This is a genomic window from Streptomyces sp. NPDC048269 (assembly GCF_040652395.1).
In the GTDB taxonomy this organism is placed as follows: Bacteria; Actinomycetota; Actinomycetes; order Streptomycetales; family Streptomycetaceae; genus Streptomyces.
This window is the reverse complement of record NZ_JBEZLW010000013.1, coordinates 45,845-62,185: the sequence shown is the minus strand read 5'-3', so window position 1 is coordinate 62,185 and position 16,341 is coordinate 45,845. Positions and strand designations below refer to the sequence as shown.

Below are 16,341 nucleotides of genomic sequence, written 5' to 3'. Positions count from 1 at the left end.
GCCCGTTATGGGCGTGTCGTCTCCGCCGCCGGCCGGCTGGAAACGCACGCATCCCCGAGCCGCTGCCGGAGACCGCGATCGAACCGTCGGTGTCGGTACGCAGTACGGTCGCCCCCGTCGCCCGCAGCCGGGCGAGCGTACCGGGTGCGGGGTGCCCGTAGCGGTTGCCCGCGCCGACCGGGACGACGGCGAGCCGGGGCCGGACCCGGGCGTACAGCACGGGATCCTGGTGCGCCGAGCCGTGGTGCGCGACCTTGAGCACGTCCACCGGGCCCAGCTCCGGATGGTCCCTCAAGAGGCCCTGCTGCGCGGCCGGTTCGAGATCGCCGAGCAGCAGCAGGGTCAGCCCCGCGCCACGCACCAGCAGGGCGACGCTCGCGTCGTTGGGCCCCTCGGGCGGCGGTCCCGCCGCCGGCGGCCAGAGCACCTGCCACTCCAGGGGTCCGGCCCGCCTCCGCTCCCCCGCCACCGCCCGTACGACGTGTACGCCGGCGGCCGCTGCGGTTCGGTGGACGAACTGCGCCTGCCCCGGTGGCTCTTCCAGCGCGGTGGTCTGAATCACACCCACCGACCGCCCCCGCAGCACCCCGGACAGGCCGGCCACGTGGTCGGAGTGAAAGTGCGTCAGCAGGAGCATCGGCACCCTGACCACACCCAGGGAACGCAGACAGGCGTCCACCGGGCCGGGCTCCGGTCCGGCGTCCACGACGACGGCCTCGCCCGGTCCGACGGCGAGCACCGCGGCGTCCCCCTGGCCCACGGCGCACTGGACGTAGCTCCAGTCGGGCGGCGGCCAGCCGGTGAGGGTACGGGTGAGCTGCGGCGGCCGCAGCACGGCCAGGACCAGCAGCACCGCCAGGGCGGAGCAGACCCCGCGCCGCCGGCCGAACCGGGCGCCGAGGCCGATGACGGCCAGGGTGGCGGCGGCCAGCAGCAGCCCTCCGGCGAGCCCGCCGGGCCAGGCCAGCTCCGCTCCCGGCAGCCGCGCCCCGGCCCGGGCCACGGCGGCGATCCACCCGGCGGGCACCCCCGCGCACCAGGCGAGCACCTTCGCGGCGGACATCCACAGCGGGGCCATCGCGAGCACCGCGAAGCCGAGCACGGTCGCCGGACCGGCGGCCAGCTCAGCCAGCAGGTTGCACGGCACGGCCACCAGGCTGACCCGGGCGGCGAGCACGGCGACCACGGGCGCGCACACCGCCTGGGCGGCCGCCGCGGCCCCCAGCGCGTCCGCGAGCCGGGGGCGCATCCCGCGCCGGACCAGGGCATCGCTCCACCGGGGCGCGAGGGTGAGCAGGGCGCCCGTGGCCAGGACGGAAAGCAGGAAGCCGTAACTCCGTGCCAGCCACGGGTCGTAAAGAACCAGCAGCAGCACGGCGGCGCCCAGGGCCGGGATCAGGGATCTGCGCCGCCCGGTGGCGATGGCAAGCAGGGTCACCGCCCCGCAGGCGGCGGCCCGCAGCACACTCGGCTCCGGCCGGCACACCACCACGAACGCCAGAGTCAGGGCCGCCCCGCACAGGGCGGTCGCCCGGAGCGGGAGCCCGAGCCGGGGCGCCAGCCCGCGCCGTTCGGCCTGCTGCGCGCGGGCCGGGGGCCCGATGAGCAGGAACAGCACCACGGTCAGGTTGGACCCGGACACTGCCAGCAGGTGCAGCAGGTCGGTGGCCCGGAACGCCTCCTGCAGATCGGGGGGCACCCTGGACGTATCGCCGACGACCAGCCCGGGCAGCAGGGCCCTGGCATCCGGCGCGAGCCCCTCGGTGGCCTCGCGCAGCCCGGCCCGCAGCCGCCCGGCGAGCCGCTGTGCGGTGTCCGGGCCACCGGTCACCCCGGGCGGGGTCTCGGCCGCGGGCCGCAGCAGCGCCACGGCCCGCTCCCCGCCGCGCGCGGGCGCCAGCCGGGCGACGACCGACACCCGGGTGGAGGGCTGAAGCCGGGCCCAGTCCGGATGCCCGGCGAGCACCCTCACCGGGGTCTCGACCCGGGTCCGCGCCCCGTCCGGTCCGGTCACCCCGGTCACCAGCGCGTCCAGCACCACCACCGGCGGTCCGCTCCCGCTCCGGGCGGCCCGTGGATCGGAGCCGACGGTGAGCTCCGCGAGGACCCGGGCGTGGCCCCGGGCCAGATCCGCCACCGGCCCGGCCCGGGCCTCGGCCCGCTGGAGGCCTGCCACTCCGGCACCGGCGCAGGCACACAGCAGGGCCGCGGCCAACGCCGGAGCAGCCCCCCACAGCCGCCCGGGACGCCGCCACCCGGCCAGTATCAGCAGCCCTGCCGCGGCCACGCCCCCGGCCACCCCGGCTGCTGTAAGCCCGGCGGGCGCGTCCAGCGCGAGGGCGGCCGCCGCCCAGGCCGCCAGGGCCGGCGCCACCAGCCGCAGGTCCGCCGCTCCCGGGGCCTCGGGGCGGTTCACGGCCGCACTCGCGTGCGCAGGTCGGCGAAGCGCCGTTCGCCGATGCCGTTGACCTGCCGGAGCTCCTCCACGGAACGGAAGCCCCCGCGGGCGGTGCGGAAGTCCACGATGTGCTGCGCCAGCACCGGCCCGACCCCCGGCAGGCCGTCCAACTGCTCGACGGTGGCCGAGCCGAGGCTGAGCGGACCCGGCCCCGGACCCTGGCCAGGCCCGCTCGCGCCCCCGCCCGGCGGGGGCGGCGCCGGGGCGCCCACCAGCACCTGTTCGCCGTCCACCAGCACCCGGGCCCGGTTCAGTCCCGTGGTGTCCGTACCGGGCCGCACGCCCCCGGCAGCGGCGAGCGCGTCCTCGACCCGCGAACCGGCGGGCAGCCGACGCACGCCCGGGTCCCGGACCTTGCCGCCGATGTCGACGACGATCCGCGCGGCGCCGCCGCCGGAGCCTCCTGCCGGGGCGGGGGCGGGGGCCGGGGCCGTGGCCGGCGCCGTGGCCGTGGCCGGTACCGCCCCCGGGGAGACCAGGGCGGGGGCGGTCACCTCCCGCGGCCGGGCCGACCAGTACTGCTGCCCCGCGAAGCCGACCGCGAGGACCAGCACCACCCCAACGGCTGCCACCGTGCGCGGCTCCACCCCGCAACGGGCCTGGAACCACACCGGCAGCCGCTCCCGGAGGGCCAGGCTGCGCGCCAGGCCGGGAGCAAGCCCGGCAGCTTCCTCAGGCGGTGTCTCGGGCGGCCCCGCAGGCGGCGCCCCGGGATCCGCCTCGGCCGCCACCGGCGCCGACGAAGCCGGTGGCGGAGCGCCCGGCGGTGGCAACGCCGCTCGTGATGGCGGTGGCGGTGGTGGTGGCGGTGGCGGCGAGGGCGAAGCCGGCGGCGGACTGCTGCCGCCCAACAGGGCTTCTGCCCGCCGCCGCACGGCATCGGGCTCCGCGTGCGGAGCCCGACGGCCACGGCGGACACCGTGGCCGCGCCGGTGCCGCAGACGGCTGTCGGAGAAACGGGACCGGCCGGGGCCACTGGTGGCACCCGACGGCCGGGAGGACGGACGCGCCATACGCGCTCGAAGAGTCATGCCACGACCGTAGGGGCGAATCCCGACGCCCGTTCGGAGGGCTCAATTCCGGTGGACAGCGGCCCCGTTGTGGATATCCCTGCCACTCGTTCCGGTGATCAGCGCGGTCGTTCCGGTGATCAGCGCGGCGAGACGACCGCCGCCAGCAGCCCCGGCCCGGTGTGCGCGCCGATCACCGCGCCCACCTCGCTGACATGAAGCTCGACCATGCCCGGGATGCGTTCCCGCAGCCGCTGGGCGAGCTTCTCGGCCCGCTCCGGGGCCGCCAGGTGGTGCACCGCGACATCGACGCTGCCCGATCCGGCGCGCTCGACGGCCAGCTCCTCCAGCCGGGCGATGGCCTTGGAGGCCGTACGCACCTTCTCCAGCATCTCGATCCGCCCGCCGTCCAGGGTCAGCAGCGGCTTCACCGCCAGGGCGGAGCCGAGGAGGGCCTGGGCGGCCCCGATCCGGCCGCCGCGGCGCAGGTAGTCGAGGGTGTCGACGTAGAAGTACGCGGACATGTTCGCCGCGCGCTTCTCGGCGGCGGCCACGGAATCGTCGAGGGAACCGCCCGCCTCCGCCACTTCGGCGGCGGCCAGCGCGCAGAAGCCGAGGGCCATCGCGACCATGCCGGTGTCCACGACCCGTACGGGCACGGGGGCGGTCCTCGCGGCCACCACGGCGGCGTCGTAGGTGCCGGAGAACTCGGCGGACAGGTGCAGGCTGACGATGCCGTTCGCCCCGGCGTCCGCGGCCGCCTGATAGGCCCGTACGAACTCCTCCGGGCTCGGGCGCGAGGTGGTGACCGAGCGGCGCTTCTGCAGGGCCAGCGCAAGGCTGCGCGCCGAAATCTCGGTGCCCTCCTCGAGCGCTTCGCCGCCGAGCACCACGGTGAGCGGTACGGAGGTGATTCCGTGCCGCGCCATGGCCGGTTGGGGCAGGTAGGCCGTGGAATCGGTGACGATGGCGACATGGCGGGACATGAGCCGGAGGTTACCGCCAGTGGGGGCCGGACGGCAGCCTGGGCTGGTCGCCGGGCCCGCCGCGGGCTCCCCCGGGGCGGGCCGAGCCTACGGCACGGACTACGGCCGGACGCCGGGGATCAGGTCGTGCTTTCCGGCCGACGCGTCTTCTGCCAGGGGTACGGTGCTGCCGGTGCGGCCTGGTTCAGCGCCGCCGGCCGGGGCTCCTCGCCCCACCGGCCCGCATCCGGAGCCTGCCCCGGACGCGTCGCCGGACCCGCCGCGGGCCCGGCAGCCTGGGCCGCGTCCCACTCCGCGGCCGCCGCCGTCAGATCGTCCACCGACTCGCGGGACCAGTCCCGCAGCGCCCCGGACTCGACCTCGATCTGCTCCGACAGGGCGGACAGGTCATCGGCCGCGAACCTCCCCGCACGGTCCCGCGCGGCCCACCGCAGCGAGTCCGCCGCCTGCGTGATCTTGGCCGTGCGCTCGCGCAGGCCGGGCAGGACCTCGGCGATCCGCTGCCGGTCCGGCTCCTGCTCCAGCCGCTTCAGCTCGGCGTCCAGCTCGTGCCCGTGCTCGCTCAGCCGCTCGAACAGCGCGATGGACTCCTTCAGCGAAGCATCCGTCCGCACTCCGGCGTGCAGCGCCTCCTGCGTGGCCCGCATCGACGTCCGCAGCTCCAGCCGCAGCTGCGCCAGCGCTCCCGTGACCCCGACCTGACCCAAGCTCTTCGCCTTCAGGGTGGTGTCCTCCACCGTCCGGCGGGCCTGCGTGATCGTACGGTCCACGCCGCGCTTGGCCGCCCTCACCACCTTGGTGGTGACGTACACGCCCAGGCCCAGGAAGGCGAAAAGCACCATCAGCGCGAAGATGATCAACGCGGCCTCCATGAGTGTCCCTTCCCCAGTCCCCGCAGCTTTTTGTCCGTCCCCTCCACCGTAAACGCCACGGGCAGGCTGGGGGTTCCAATCGAACCCCCAACCTGCCCGTACGGGATGTCCCCCATGGATCGCCCGGTGGGCGTCACCCAGGGGACGGGAGACGTCAGATGACGATGTTCACGAGCTTCGGCGCGCGCACGATCACCTTGCGGATCTCCGCACCGCCCAGCGCCGCGACGACTCCCTCATCGGTGACGGCCAGCTGCTCCAGCTCCGCGTCCGAGATCGTCGGCGGCACCTCCAGGCGCGCCTTGACCTTGCCCTTGACCTGCACCACGCACGTCACGCTCTCGTCCACGACGTACGCCGGGTCCGCGACCGGGAAGTCCTGGTGGACCACCGAGTCGCTGTGGCCCAGGCGGTGCCACAGCTCCTCCGCGATGTGCGGGGCCAGCGGGGCGATCAGCCGTACCAGCGCCTCGGCGACCGGGCGCTCCAGCGGCCGGCCGGCCTTCGTCAGGGCGTTGTTCAGCTCGGTGATCTTCGCGATGGCCGTGTTGAAGCGCAGCCCCGCCAGGTCCGAGCCGGCGCCGTCGATGGCCTTGTGCAGGGCGCGCAGCGTGTCCTCGCCGGGCTCCCCGTCCACGACGGTGACCTGGCCGGTCTCCTCATCCACGATGTTGCGCCACAGGCGCTGCAGCAGCCGGTACTGGCCGACCACGGCCCGGGTGTCCCACGGGCGCGAGACGTCCAGCGGACCCATCGCCATCTCGTACAGGCGCAGGGTGTCCGCGCCGTACTCCTCGCAGATCTCGTCGGGCGTGACGGCGTTCTTCAGGGACTTGCCCATCTTGCCCAGCTCGCGCTTGACCGGCTCGCCCTCGAAGAAGAACTTGCCGTCCCGCTCCTCGACCTCCGTCGCAGAGACCGGGAAGCCGCGCTCGTCGCGGTAGACGTACGCCTGGATCATGCCCTGGTTGTACAGCTTGTGGAACGGCTCGACCGAGGAGACGTGTCCCAGGTCGAACAGCACCTTCGACCAGAAGCGGGCGTACAGCAGGTGCAGCACCGCGTGCTCGGCGCCGCCCACGTACAGGTCGACGCCGCCGTGCGGCTGCCCCTCGCGCGGGCCCATCCAGTACTGCTCGATCGCCGGGTCGACCAGCGCCTCGGAGTTGTGCGGGTCGAGGTAGCGCAGCTCGTACCAGCAGGAACCGGCCCAGTTCGGCATGGTGTTGGTCTCGCGCCGGTAGCGCTTGACGCCCTCGCCGCGGCCCAGGTCCAGCTCGACCTCGACCCAGTCCGCCTTGCGGGACAGCGGGGTCTCCGGCTTCGAGGCGGCGTCGTCGGGCTCGAAGGTGCGCGGCGAGTAGTCCTCGACCTCCGGCAGCTCCAGCGGCAGCATCGACTCGGGCAGGGGGTGCGCGACGCCGTCCTCGTCGTAGACGATCGGGAAGGGCTCGCCCCAGTAGCGCTGACGGCTGAACAGCCAGTCTCGCAGCCGGAAGTTGACCGTGCCCTCGCCGATGCCGCGTTCGGCCAGCCAGTCGGTGATCGCGGCCTTGGCCTCGACGACGCCCAGGCCGTCCAGCGCGATTCCCTCGCCGGTGGAGTTGACCAGCTCGGCGTCGTACGAGACGAAGGCGTCGTCCCACTCCGCCGGGTCGGTGCCCCGCCCGTCGCCCGGCTGTACGACGCAGCGCATCGGCAGCTCGAAGGCGCGCGCGAACTCGAAGTCGCGGCTGTCGTGCGCCGGAACGGCCATGATCGCGCCGGTGCCGTAGCCCATCAGCACGTAGTCGGCGATGAAGACCGGCACCTTCGCGCCGCTGACCGGGTTGGTCGCGTACTCACCGGTGAAGACGCCGGTCTTGTCCTTGGCCTCGGCCTGGCGCTCGACGTCGGACTTGGAGGCGGCCTGCTTGCGGTACGCGGTGACGGCGTCCAGCGGCGTGGCGTGCCCGCCGGTCCACACGTCGTGGGTGCCCTCGGGCCAGGCGGCCGGGATGAACTTGTCCACCAGCGGGTGCTCGGGCGCCAGCACCATGTAGGTGGCGCCGAACAGGGTGTCCGGGCGGGTGGTGAAGACGGTGATCGCCTGGTCGCCCAGCGGGAAGTCGACGCGCGCGCCCTCGCTGCGGCCGATCCAGTTCCGCTGCTGCAGCTTGATGGCCTCGGGCCAGTCCAGCGCGTCCAGGTCGTCCAGCAGCCGGTCCGCGTAGGCGGTGATGCGCATGTTCCACTGGCTCAGCTTGGCCTTGAAGACCGGGAAGTTGCCGCGCTCGGACCGGCCGTCCGCGGTGACCTCCTCGTTGGCCAGCACGGTGCCCAGCCCGGGGCACCAGTTGACGGGCGCGTCCGAGGAGTACGCCAGCCGGTACTCGTTCAGTACGTCGGCCCGCTCGCCCGCGGTCAGCCGCGCCCAGGCACGGCCGCCGGGGACCTCGCGGGTGCCGGCCTCGAACTCGGCGACCAGCTCGTCGATCGGCCGGGCCTTGCGCGCGTCCGCGTCGTACCAGGAGTTGTAGATCTGCAGGAAGATCCACTGGGTCCACTTGTAGTAGTCCGGGTCGATCGTCGCGAAGGACCGGCGCTTGTCGTGGCCCAGGCCCAGCCGGCGCAGCTGGACCTTCATGTTCTCGATGTTCGCCTCGGTGGACACGCGCGGGTGCGTGCCGGTCTGCACGGCGTACTGCTCGGCCGGCAGGCCGAAGGCGTCGAAGCCCAGGGTGTGCAGGACGTTGTGTCCGGTCATCCGCTGGTGGCGGGCGTACACGTCGGTGGCGATGTACCCGAGCGGGTGGCCGACGTGCAGCCCCGCACCGGACGGGTACGGGAACATGTCCATGATGAACTTCTTGGGCCGCGCGGCCAGCGCGGGGTCCCCGGCCAGGTCACCGGTCGGGTTCGGGGCCTCGTACGTGCCCTGCGCGTCCCATACGTCCTGCCAGCGTGCCTCGATGTCGGCGGCCATGGCAGCCGTGTAACGGTGCCCCTCGGCCGCCTCGGGGGCCGGGGTGTTCGTCTCGCTCATGATTTCTGAAGCTCCATCGATCGTCTCTGCCGTCTCTGCCTGCCCAAACGAAAAAACCCCTCGCACAGGAGGGGACGCCGCGCCGAGGCCGACCGTCTCGAAGGGTCGGTACTGATCAGCGCGGCTCGGTAAGCAGAAGGCGTACGGCACGCATGGCGTCAGGGTACCGCAGCGGCCCCTGCCGACGCTCGGCCTTCCGACCCGTGAGCCCGGGAGGGGGCGCACCCGAGAAGCGGGCACAACGAGAAGCGGGCACGACGAGAAGCGGGCCACCCGATCCGGGTGGCCCGCTTCTTCACTGTGGAGCTAAGGAGAATTGAACTCCTGACCTCCTGCATGCCATGCAGGCGCTCTACCAACTGAGCTATAGCCCCTTGTCTTGCCTGCCGCTCGGGGCTTCCGTTTCCGGCTCCCCTTGGCGACGTCCCAAACATTACACGGTCATGGCCCTGGTCCAAAAATCGGTTTCCGTCGACCGCAGGCCATGCCCGATTTGACCTAATTAGTCACGCTCTTGCGAACTGATAGAACCGCTTGAGCGTGCAGTGCTCGTCGAGCAGCCGGCCGTAGATCGGCTCCCCCTCCAGCTCGCGGTACGTCTCGATCGGGTCGCCTTTTATGATCAGCGCCCGCGCGCATTCCTCGCACCAGTACTGGTAGTCGGGGTTGACCGGGTCCATGTCCCGCACGATCGGCGTGCCGTTGTTGCACCAGTCGCACCGGCGCCGGTGTGCACCCATCCGTCAGCGACTCCCTCCCGCATCGGGCCGTCGTCTCCCCCCTCCGGCTGTCCGATTCTGCCATGCCGGTGCGGGCCCGGTCAGCAAACGCAAAGGGGGCAAAAACAAGGATCCCGCCCCCTGTTGGGGACGGGATCCTGATTGTGGAGCTAAGGAGAATTGAACTCCTGACCTCCTGCATGCCATGCAGGCGCTCTACCAACTGAGCTATAGCCCCGCTCTCCGCCGCGCTCCCCCCGGTCTCCGGTGTTCCGCGCTGCGAACAAGAAGAACTCTAGCCTGTGACCAGCCGGAAAGTGAAATCCGGGTGGCGGCCCCGGCAGGGACCGGCGAAGGAGTGGCGGAGGACCGGCGCAACGCCGGCTGGGCACCGGCCGAGGAGCTGCGGAGGAGCCCCTCAGTCGTCGTCGCCGAGCACCGGTTGCGGCAGCGTGCCGGCGTTGTGCTCCAGCAGGCGCCAGCCGCGTGCGCCCTCACCGAGGACGGACCAGCAGCAGTTGGAGAGCCCGCCCAGGCCCTCCCAGTAGTACGACTCCATGCCCAGCAGGCGGCCGATGGTCGTACGGATGGTGCCGCCGTGGCTGACCACGACGAGCGTGCCGCCCTCCGGCAGCCGGCCGGCGTGCTCCAGCACCACCGGCGCGGCGCGGTCGGCGACCTCGGTCTCCAGCTCTCCGCCGCCCCGGCGGACCGGCTCGCCGCGCTTCCACGCCGCGTACTGCTCGCCGTACTTCCCGAGGATCTCGTCGTGCGTGAGGCCCTGCCACTCTCCGGCGTAGGTCTCGCGCAGCGCCTCGTCGTGCGCCACGGACAGCCCCGTGACGGCGGCCAGCTCCGCGGCCGTGGCGGCGGCACGCCGGAGGTCGGACGCCACGATGGCATCGGGCTTCAGCGAGGCGAGCAGCCGCGCGGAGCGGCGCGCCTGCGCCACTCCGGCCTCGGTCAGCTCGATGTCCGTGGAGCCCTGGAAGCGCCGCTCCAGGTTCCACGCGGTCTGGCCGTGCCGCCAGAGGACGATCTTCCTGCCGGACTTGCTGCCCGACGTGCCCGAGGTGGTCGCGCTCAGAACAGATCACCGTCCAGTTCGTCGTCGCCCGCCGCCTCGCGCAGCTTGGCGTGCTCCTCGGCCTTGCCGATGGTGAGCTTGGCGTCCTCGGGAAGCTCGATCTCGGGGCAGTCCTTCCACAGGCGCTCCAGCGCGTAGAAGACCCGCTCCTCGCTGTGCTGGACGTGGACGACGATGTCGATGTAGTCGAGCAGGATCCAGCGGGCGTCGCGGTCGCCCTCGCGGCGCACCGGCTTGGCGCCGAGCTCCTTGAGCAGGCGCTCCTCGATCTCGTCCACGATCGACTTGACCTGGCGGTCGTTGGGCGCGGAGGCGAGCAGGAAGGCGTCGGTGATCGACAGCACGTCGCTGACGTCGTACGCGATGATGTCGTGCGCGAGCCGGTCGGCCGCGGCCTGGGCGGCGGCGGTGATGAGCTCGATGGAGCGGTCCGTGGCGGTCACTGGCCATGCTTTCGGGTTGGCGGGCAGATCCATACAAGGGTCTCATGTACCGCCGACACCGCCCGCGCGGAACGTCCCGCGCGGGCGGAGCCACATGCCGGAGCCGGGTCAGGACGCCCGCAGGACGCCCTCAGGACGACTTGTAGTCCTTGCCGAGGAGCACCACGACGTCGGCGTTCACCGCGTTTTCGGCCTTCTTCACGGCCGTCTCGGGCAGCCCCAGCGTCTTGGCGACCTCGACCGCCCGGTCCCGCTGGGCGTCGTCCTGGTACGTGATCTGCGAGGTGGCCGCGGTCTTGTCCGCCTTGCCGCCGTCCACGAAGTCGTAGCCGCCGTTGAGCAGCGCCGCCCTGGCCGCGACCTGCGTCTTCTCGTCACCGGTGGCGTCCTTGAGACCGACCCGCGGGGCGGCGCCGGGCTGCGCCGCAGTGACGGAACCGCCGAGGACCTCCTTGACGACCTTCTGCGTGGCGTCGTCCGTCAGGCCGCCGTCCGGCTTCACCGTCAGGACGTCGGTGCGGTACGCGCCCACCTTGGCGTGCGCGCCCAGCCGGGACAGCAGGGCGCCGAGCGTCTGCGCGTTCAGGGCCGGGTCGAGGATCTGGCCCATGCTCTCGACCGTGAGCGCGGCCGCCTTCGGGTCGCTCGGGACCTTGCGCAGCACCGCGTACAGCACCTTGCCCATGCGCTCCAGCTGCTTGGCCTCCGGTTCGCCCTGGGCGCGGTACGTGGCGTAGGCGACGGCCATCGGTCCGCTCAGGCTCTGCTTCTGGCCCTGGCCCACGGCCGGGGCCTTGGCCGCGTCGTCGGCCGGGGCGGCGGTGTCGGTGTCGACCTCGATGCCGCCGACCAGCTCGACCAGGTTCTCCAGGAAGGGCGTGTCCAGGCGCCAGGTGCCGCCGATGTGCGTGCCGAGCACCGAGTCGAGTGCCTCGCGGGTACCGAGGCCGCCCTCCCCGACCGCCTTGCCGAGGCCGGTGGCGGTCCCGTCGGCGCCGGGAACGCCGAGGGTGTTGGGCAGCAGGACGGTGGCGCCCTGCTTGGCGGTGACGTTGTCGACGAGCAGCGCCGAGGAGGTGCCGCCCTTCTTCGTGTTGTGCACGTGGACGACGATCATGTCGCGCTTCTGCGCCCCGGCGTCGGCGGCCGCAGGGGCCTTGTTCTGTCCGGGACCGTCGAGGAAGGGCAGCTTGCCCGCGTACCAGAGGTAGCCGAGGCCGCCGACGACGAACAGGGCGAGGACGACGATCAGCGCCACGATCCGGTTGCGGCCGCGCCGGCGGGCCTCCTCGCGGCGCTCGGTCCGGCTCTCGGTGAACTTGAGCCAGTCGATGACGTCCTCGGACTCCTCGTCCGGCTGGTCGATGAAGGCGAACATCTCGGTGCGGTAGTCCCGGCCCGCCTCGCGCTCGGGCCCGGCGGCGGCGCCCGTGTCGGGCCGTCGCGGTTCGGGGACCTGCGGGATCCGCTGCCGCTCGGCCGCAGGCTCCTGGGCGGTCTGCTGCGGGATCCACTGCTGGGTCTGCTGCGTGTCGTACCCGTAGCCGGGGGCCGCGGGCGCGGCGGGAGACTGGGAGTACTGCTGCTGCCCGTAGTCGTGGTCCTGGGCGGGCTGGTCGTAGTACTGCTGCGGCTGCTGCCGGCCGTACCCCTGGGCCTGGTAGTCGTAGCCGTACTGCTGCTGCCCGTAGTCGGGAGCGGGCTGGGCGGGCTGCGCGGGCACCTGGCCGTACACCGGCCGCCCGTACGCGTCGTAGCCGATGAGCTGCTGCTCGTGGGCTGTGTGCGGATCGTACCGGTCGTACGGATCCTGTCGGTCGTTCACCGCGGGGCCCCTCTCTCCGGAAGCTCAGGCTCCCCGGTACAGCTCACGCTTGTCGATGTAGCGCACCACGCCGTCCGGCACCAAGTACCAGACGGGATCCCCCTCGGCGACCCGTGCACGACAGTCCGTGGACGAGATGGCCAGGGCGGGCACCTCGACGAGGGAGACGCCGCCTTCGGGCAGCCCGTCGTCGGTGAGCACGTGGCCGGGCCGGGTGACCCCGATGAAATGGGCGAGCGAGAAGAGCTCGTCGGCGTTCCGCCAGGTCAGGATCTGGGCGAGCGCGTCGGCTCCCGTGATGAAGAACAGGTCGGCGTCGTCGTTCAGCGCCTTCAGGTCGCGCAGGGTGTCGATCGTGTACGTCGGCCCGCCGCGGTCGATGTCGATGCGGCTCACCGAGAACTGCGGGTTCGAGGCGGTGGCGATGACCGTCATCAGGTAGCGGTCCTCGGCGGGCGACACGGCACGCTGCGACTTCTGCCACGGCTCGCCGGTCGGCACGAACACCACTTCGTCGAGGTGGAACAGGGCGGCCACCTCGCTGGCGGCCACCAGGTGCCCGTGGTGGATCGGGTCGAATGTGCCGCCCATCACGCCGAGCCGGCGCTTGACCGGGCCGGTAGGCATCTCCTGCTCTCCCATGAGCGCAGAGCCTACTGGCCCGGCGGACTCGGCGGCCTCGGCGAGAGTGCTAAATCACGGGCCTAGCGGTCACGGTTCAGGCGCGTGGTGACCCACAGCATCAGGCACAGGATGAAGAACGCGCCGCCGCCGGTCAGGTAGGGGTTGAGGCTGTCGTGGTTGCCGCCGTGCTGCTCGGCCCCCTCCGAGGCGAGGACGACCAGGTTGTGGGCGGTGGAGGAGAGGCTCATCAGGCAGGTACCTATCGAGTCGGGGAGCGGGCGGAGACTTCGCTCACATCGTATGCGGGGGCCTGGGGCACGCTCACGCCGACTCAGGCGTTGGAGAGGATAGACGCAGTGCCAGTCAGGCCGATCCAGGGGAGGGCGCTATGACGGAGACAGGGTTCGAGAAGGTACCGGCGCGGGACCGAAAGAGGTTCCCGGGTATCTCCTCGAGGGCGTACGAACACCCGGCGGACCGCTCGGCGCTGGTCGCGCTGCGCAAGCTGAGCGGCTTCGACACCGTGTTCAAGGCCCTGAGCGGGCTGCTCCCGGAGCGCAGCCTGCGGCTGCTGTTCCTGTCGGACACGGTGCGGGTGGGCGAGACGCAGTTCCGGCACCTGTACGAGATGCTCCGCGACGCCTGCTACATCCTGGACCTGGAGAAGGTCCCGCAGATGTACGTGCAGCAGGACCCGAAGCCGAATGCCATGTGCATCGGGCTGGACGAGCCGATCATCGTGGTGACGACGGGCCTGGTCGAGCTGCTCGACGAGGAGGAGATGCGGGCGGTGGTGGGCCACGAGGTGGGCCACGCGCTGTCGGGACACTCCGTGTACCGCACGATCCTGCTCTTCCTGACGAACCTGGCGCTGAAGGTGGCGTGGATCCCGCTGGGCAATGTGGCGATCACGGCGATCGTGACGGCGCTGCGGGAGTGGTTCCGCAAGTCGGAGCTCTCCGCGGACCGGGCCGGGTTGCTGGTGGGGCAGGACGTACACGCCTCGATGCGGGGGCTGATGAAGATCGCGGGCGGCAACCACCTCCACGAGATGAACGTGGACGCCTTCCTGGCCCAGGCCGAGGAGTACGAGTCGAGCGGCGACCTGCGGGACTCCGTACTGAAGATCATGAACATGCTGCCCCGGACGCATCCCTTCACCACGGTGCGGGCGGCCGAGCTGAAGAAGTGGTCGGAGAACCGCGACTTCCAGCGGATCATGGACGGCCACTACCCGCGGCGGGACGAGGACAAGGACACCTCGGTGAGCGATTCCTTCCGGCAGTCCGCCGCGCACTACGCCGACTCGGTGCGCACCAGCAAGGATCCGCTGTTCAAGCTCGTGGGCGACATCGCGGGCGGCGCGGGCGACCTGGGCGGCAAGCTCCGCGACAAGTTCACCGGGGCCGGTACGGGTTCCGGTGGCGGACCGGAGGGCAAGGGCGCGGCTACGGAGCAGGGCTGACCGGGGTCGCCGCCGGGCCTGCGGGCTGCGCGAGCACGCCGCACAGTCCGGTGGCGCGCCGCGGGTGGCCGCTGGCGTACGGGTCGCTCGCGGCCGGGCCCACCGTGGTGGGGCCGGCTCCGGCCAGGAGCGGGCGGAAGCCTTCGGCCGGGTCGTCGGAACAGGCCTGCGGTCCGGCCATCACATGGGCCGAGACCAGCTCGGTCCGCCGGGCGCCCAGGTCCTGCCGGTCGAAGCGCAGCCGCAGCTCTCGCCGGACGGTGAAGAGCGAGGCGCCGTCCACCGCGGCCGGAGCTCCGGTGGCGGGGCGTACGGCGTACACGAAGGTGTGGTCGGTGGTCACCTCCAGGACCTCGGGGGTGACCTCCTCGAAGGTGAGGGTGCCGCTCACACGGACCCGGGAGTCGGCCACGACGGCGGTGCCCGGATCGAAGCGGACCAGCCAGCCGGTGGCCGCGTGGCGGCCGTCGCCGGAGGGCGTGGTCATGCTGCGGTCGAACTGGGCCAGCTGATCCGGGTCGAGCAGGACCCGCACCGGCCTGGAGGCGGTGCCGGCCAGGATGTCGGGATCCAGGGAGGACTGCACCAGGTAGTCCTTGGCGATGGACAGCGCGGTGACGACCTGGGTGTCGGTGAAGTGGTGTGTGCGGCGTACGGCCGGCAGGGTGATTCCGGCCGCCCCTACCCGGTAGTCGGCGGCGGGGCTCTGCGCGTACAGGTCTGCGGGCCGGCCGCCGGCCACGGCTGAGGCGGCCGCGAGCGGGACGACGGTGCTGGTCAGCGGGGCGGCGGGGCTGCCGGGCGGAGGCACGTACGGGTTGCGCAGCCCCAGGTAGACGGCGGTGGCGAAGGCCGTGGCGATGAGCAGCACGAGCAGCATGCCCTGGCGGGCGCCACGGCCGGGGGTGCTGGTGCGTGACCGGGAGCCGCCGGTCGACCAGAGGGAGCGGCTGCGGACGGCCCGGGCGTGCTCGCCCATGCGTTCCTGCGCGGAGTACTCCTGAAGGCGGGCAGCCCGGACGAAGTCCTCGTCGAACACCACCGAGCGGTACTCTTCCGACCGGAATTCGTCGTCACCCCCGCCGATGCCCTCGGGGGTGCCGTTGGGTGGATCTCCTGCCACGGCCATCGCTTCTCCCCGCTGTCCCCGCTTCAGAGAAGCCCCCAGCTCCTGCGTATGCGAGTGGGGTCGTACCTTCAGGGTTGGCGGTCGGAGGGGTACGTAAACGCGCCGACGCCGGTGACTTCCCTCAGGGGCGTGCTGGCGGGCGCCGGGGCGGGGTCCCCCTCGTCGGCGGCGCTGCGGTAGACGGCGCTGAAGGCGAGCGCGACCATGCCGAGGCCCATCACGAAGGCGAGCACCCAGGCGACGGGACGGAGCCAGGGCGAGCGGCCGCGGTAGGGGCGCAGAGTGCCGCCGTAGGCCCCGTAGGGACCGTCGGCATTGCCGTGGGCGCGGTCGTACTCCCAGCCGTCGTCGTCGAGGCCGTACCCGTCGGGGTGGCCGTAACCGTAGCCGTCGTAGTCGTCGTCGCTCGTCCAGCCGCCGGCGACCGCGCGGGCGGCTTCGGCCTCCGCGCGTGCCCGGTCGGCCGCCCTCTGGCGCTCGGCGGCGCTCGGTTCATGGATCTCGGCGTTCCGGACGAAGTCCTCGTCGAACACCACGGAGGCGAAGTCCTTGTCCGCGCCTCCGCGGTCGTCGTCGGGCTCCCCGTCGTCCGGGAACGGCTTGCCCCCCACGTCGTCCGGCACAGGACCAGCGTAGACCTGGGGGGCTGCTTTGGGCAGGGTGTCCGCGGAAATCCGGCCACACCGTGTTCAGCCCGC

The 16,341-nt window shown here is 72.5% G+C and carries 13 protein-coding genes, 2 tRNA genes and 1 pseudogene; 1 reads left to right on the top strand and 15 read right to left on the bottom strand.

Going from position 1 to position 16,341, the window contains the following annotated elements; genetic code table 11:
- Positions 1-43: 43 nt before the first annotated feature.
- The 13 genes and pseudogenes from AB0D48_RS17060 to AB0D48_RS17000 all read right to left on the bottom strand — a co-directional run.
- A pseudogene (locus AB0D48_RS17060) lies at positions 44-2,416 on the bottom strand (ComEC/Rec2 family competence protein); the annotation flags it as partial.
- Positions 2,413-3,030: a ComEA family DNA-binding protein gene (locus AB0D48_RS17055; protein WP_362396679.1), complete on the bottom strand. Its 618-nt coding sequence runs from the start codon at positions 3,028-3,030 to the stop codon at positions 2,413-2,415. The pseudogene AB0D48_RS17060 and the gene AB0D48_RS17055, both read right to left, overlap by 4 nt.
- A 578-nt stretch (positions 3,031-3,608) precedes the next feature.
- Positions 3,609-4,454 carry a DegV family protein gene (locus AB0D48_RS17050; protein ID WP_362396676.1) on the bottom strand — a complete coding sequence of 282 codons (846 nt, stop codon included), beginning with the start codon at positions 4,452-4,454 and terminating at the stop codon, positions 3,609-3,611.
- A 119-nt stretch (positions 4,455-4,573) separates the two neighbouring features.
- Positions 4,574-5,326, bottom strand: coding sequence for a hypothetical protein (locus AB0D48_RS17045; RefSeq protein ID WP_362396673.1), 753 nt, complete (start codon positions 5,324-5,326; stop codon positions 4,574-4,576).
- A 154-nt stretch (positions 5,327-5,480) separates the two neighbouring features.
- Positions 5,481-8,351 carry a leucine--tRNA ligase gene (gene leuS / locus AB0D48_RS17040; RefSeq protein WP_362396670.1) on the bottom strand — a complete coding sequence of 957 codons (2,871 nt, stop codon included), beginning with the start codon at positions 8,349-8,351 and terminating at the stop codon, positions 5,481-5,483.
- Between the two features lie 301 nt (positions 8,352-8,652).
- Positions 8,653-8,725 (bottom strand) — tRNA-Ala (locus tag AB0D48_RS17035).
- A 132-nt stretch (positions 8,726-8,857) separates the two neighbouring features.
- A complete protein-coding gene (locus AB0D48_RS17030) occupies positions 8,858-9,091 on the bottom strand; it encodes a hypothetical protein (RefSeq protein WP_008738908.1) in 234 nt (77 codons plus the stop codon).
- A gap of 144 nt (positions 9,092-9,235) precedes the next feature.
- Positions 9,236-9,308 (bottom strand) — tRNA-Ala (locus AB0D48_RS17025).
- 180 nt (positions 9,309-9,488) lie between these two features.
- Positions 9,489-10,157: a histidine phosphatase family protein gene (locus tag AB0D48_RS17020; RefSeq protein WP_362396982.1), complete on the bottom strand. Its 669-nt coding sequence runs from the start codon at positions 10,155-10,157 to the stop codon at positions 9,489-9,491.
- On the bottom strand, positions 10,154-10,600 hold the full coding sequence (gene rsfS / locus AB0D48_RS17015) for a ribosome silencing factor (protein WP_362396666.1): 447 nt from the start codon (positions 10,598-10,600) through the stop codon (positions 10,154-10,156). Before rsfS ends, AB0D48_RS17020 begins: the two co-directional genes overlap by 4 nt.
- 130 nt (positions 10,601-10,730) lie before the next feature.
- Positions 10,731-12,425 carry a LytR C-terminal domain-containing protein gene (locus AB0D48_RS17010; protein ID WP_362396663.1) on the bottom strand — a complete coding sequence of 565 codons (1,695 nt, stop codon included), beginning with the start codon at positions 12,423-12,425 and terminating at the stop codon, positions 10,731-10,733.
- Between the two features lie 24 nt (positions 12,426-12,449).
- Positions 12,450-13,067, bottom strand: a complete 618-nt coding sequence (gene nadD, locus AB0D48_RS17005; RefSeq protein WP_355406730.1) for a nicotinate-nucleotide adenylyltransferase — start codon at positions 13,065-13,067, stop codon at positions 12,450-12,452.
- A 62-nt stretch (positions 13,068-13,129) separates the two neighbouring features.
- On the bottom strand, positions 13,130-13,297 hold the full coding sequence (locus AB0D48_RS17000) for a hypothetical protein (protein WP_362396659.1): 168 nt from the start codon (positions 13,295-13,297) through the stop codon (positions 13,130-13,132).
- Between the two features lie 140 nt (positions 13,298-13,437).
- Here AB0D48_RS17000 and AB0D48_RS16995 point away from each other — a divergent pair, with 140 nt between their 5' ends.
- On the top strand, positions 13,438-14,514 hold the full coding sequence (locus AB0D48_RS16995) for a M48 family metallopeptidase (protein WP_362396656.1): 1,077 nt from the start codon (positions 13,438-13,440) through the stop codon (positions 14,512-14,514).
- On the opposite strand, the gene AB0D48_RS16990 is transcribed toward AB0D48_RS16995, so the two are convergent.
- Both AB0D48_RS16990 and AB0D48_RS16985 read right to left on the bottom strand, forming a co-directional pair.
- Positions 14,498-15,643, bottom strand: a complete 1,146-nt coding sequence (locus AB0D48_RS16990; RefSeq protein WP_362396653.1) for a hypothetical protein — start codon at positions 15,641-15,643, stop codon at positions 14,498-14,500. The two genes, AB0D48_RS16995 and AB0D48_RS16990, sit on opposite strands and share 17 nt — an antisense overlap.
- A 68-nt stretch (positions 15,644-15,711) precedes the next feature.
- The gene (locus AB0D48_RS16985) at positions 15,712-16,266 is read right to left on the bottom strand and encodes a hypothetical protein (RefSeq protein ID WP_362396650.1); all 555 of its coding nucleotides are present in this window, start codon (positions 16,264-16,266) and stop codon (positions 15,712-15,714) included.
- Between the last annotated feature and the right edge of the window lie 75 nt (positions 16,267-16,341).

Excerpts from the sequence above, each read along its gene's own strand:
- AB0D48_RS17050 (WP_362396676.1), bottom strand. The coding sequence starts at position 4,454 with ATGTCCCGCCATGTCGCCATCGTCACCGATTCCACGGCCTACCTGCCC.
- AB0D48_RS17045 (WP_362396673.1), bottom strand. The coding sequence starts at position 5,326 with ATGGAGGCCGCGTTGATCATCTTCGCGCTGATGGTGCTTTTCGCCTTC.
- leuS (WP_362396670.1), bottom strand. The coding sequence starts at position 8,351 with ATGAGCGAGACGAACACCCCGGCCCCCGAGGCGGCCGAGGGGCACCGT.
- AB0D48_RS17030 (WP_008738908.1), bottom strand. The coding sequence starts at position 9,091 with ATGGGTGCACACCGGCGCCGGTGCGACTGGTGCAACAACGGCACGCCG.
- nadD (WP_355406730.1), bottom strand. The coding sequence starts at position 13,067 with ATGGGAGAGCAGGAGATGCCTACCGGCCCGGTCAAGCGCCGGCTCGGC.
- AB0D48_RS17000 (WP_362396659.1), bottom strand. The coding sequence starts at position 13,297 with ATGAGCCTCTCCTCCACCGCCCACAACCTGGTCGTCCTCGCCTCGGAG.
- AB0D48_RS16995 (WP_362396656.1), top strand. The coding sequence starts at position 13,438 with ATGACGGAGACAGGGTTCGAGAAGGTACCGGCGCGGGACCGAAAGAGG.
- AB0D48_RS16990 (WP_362396653.1), bottom strand. The coding sequence starts at position 15,643 with ATGGCCGTGGCAGGAGATCCACCCAACGGCACCCCCGAGGGCATCGGC.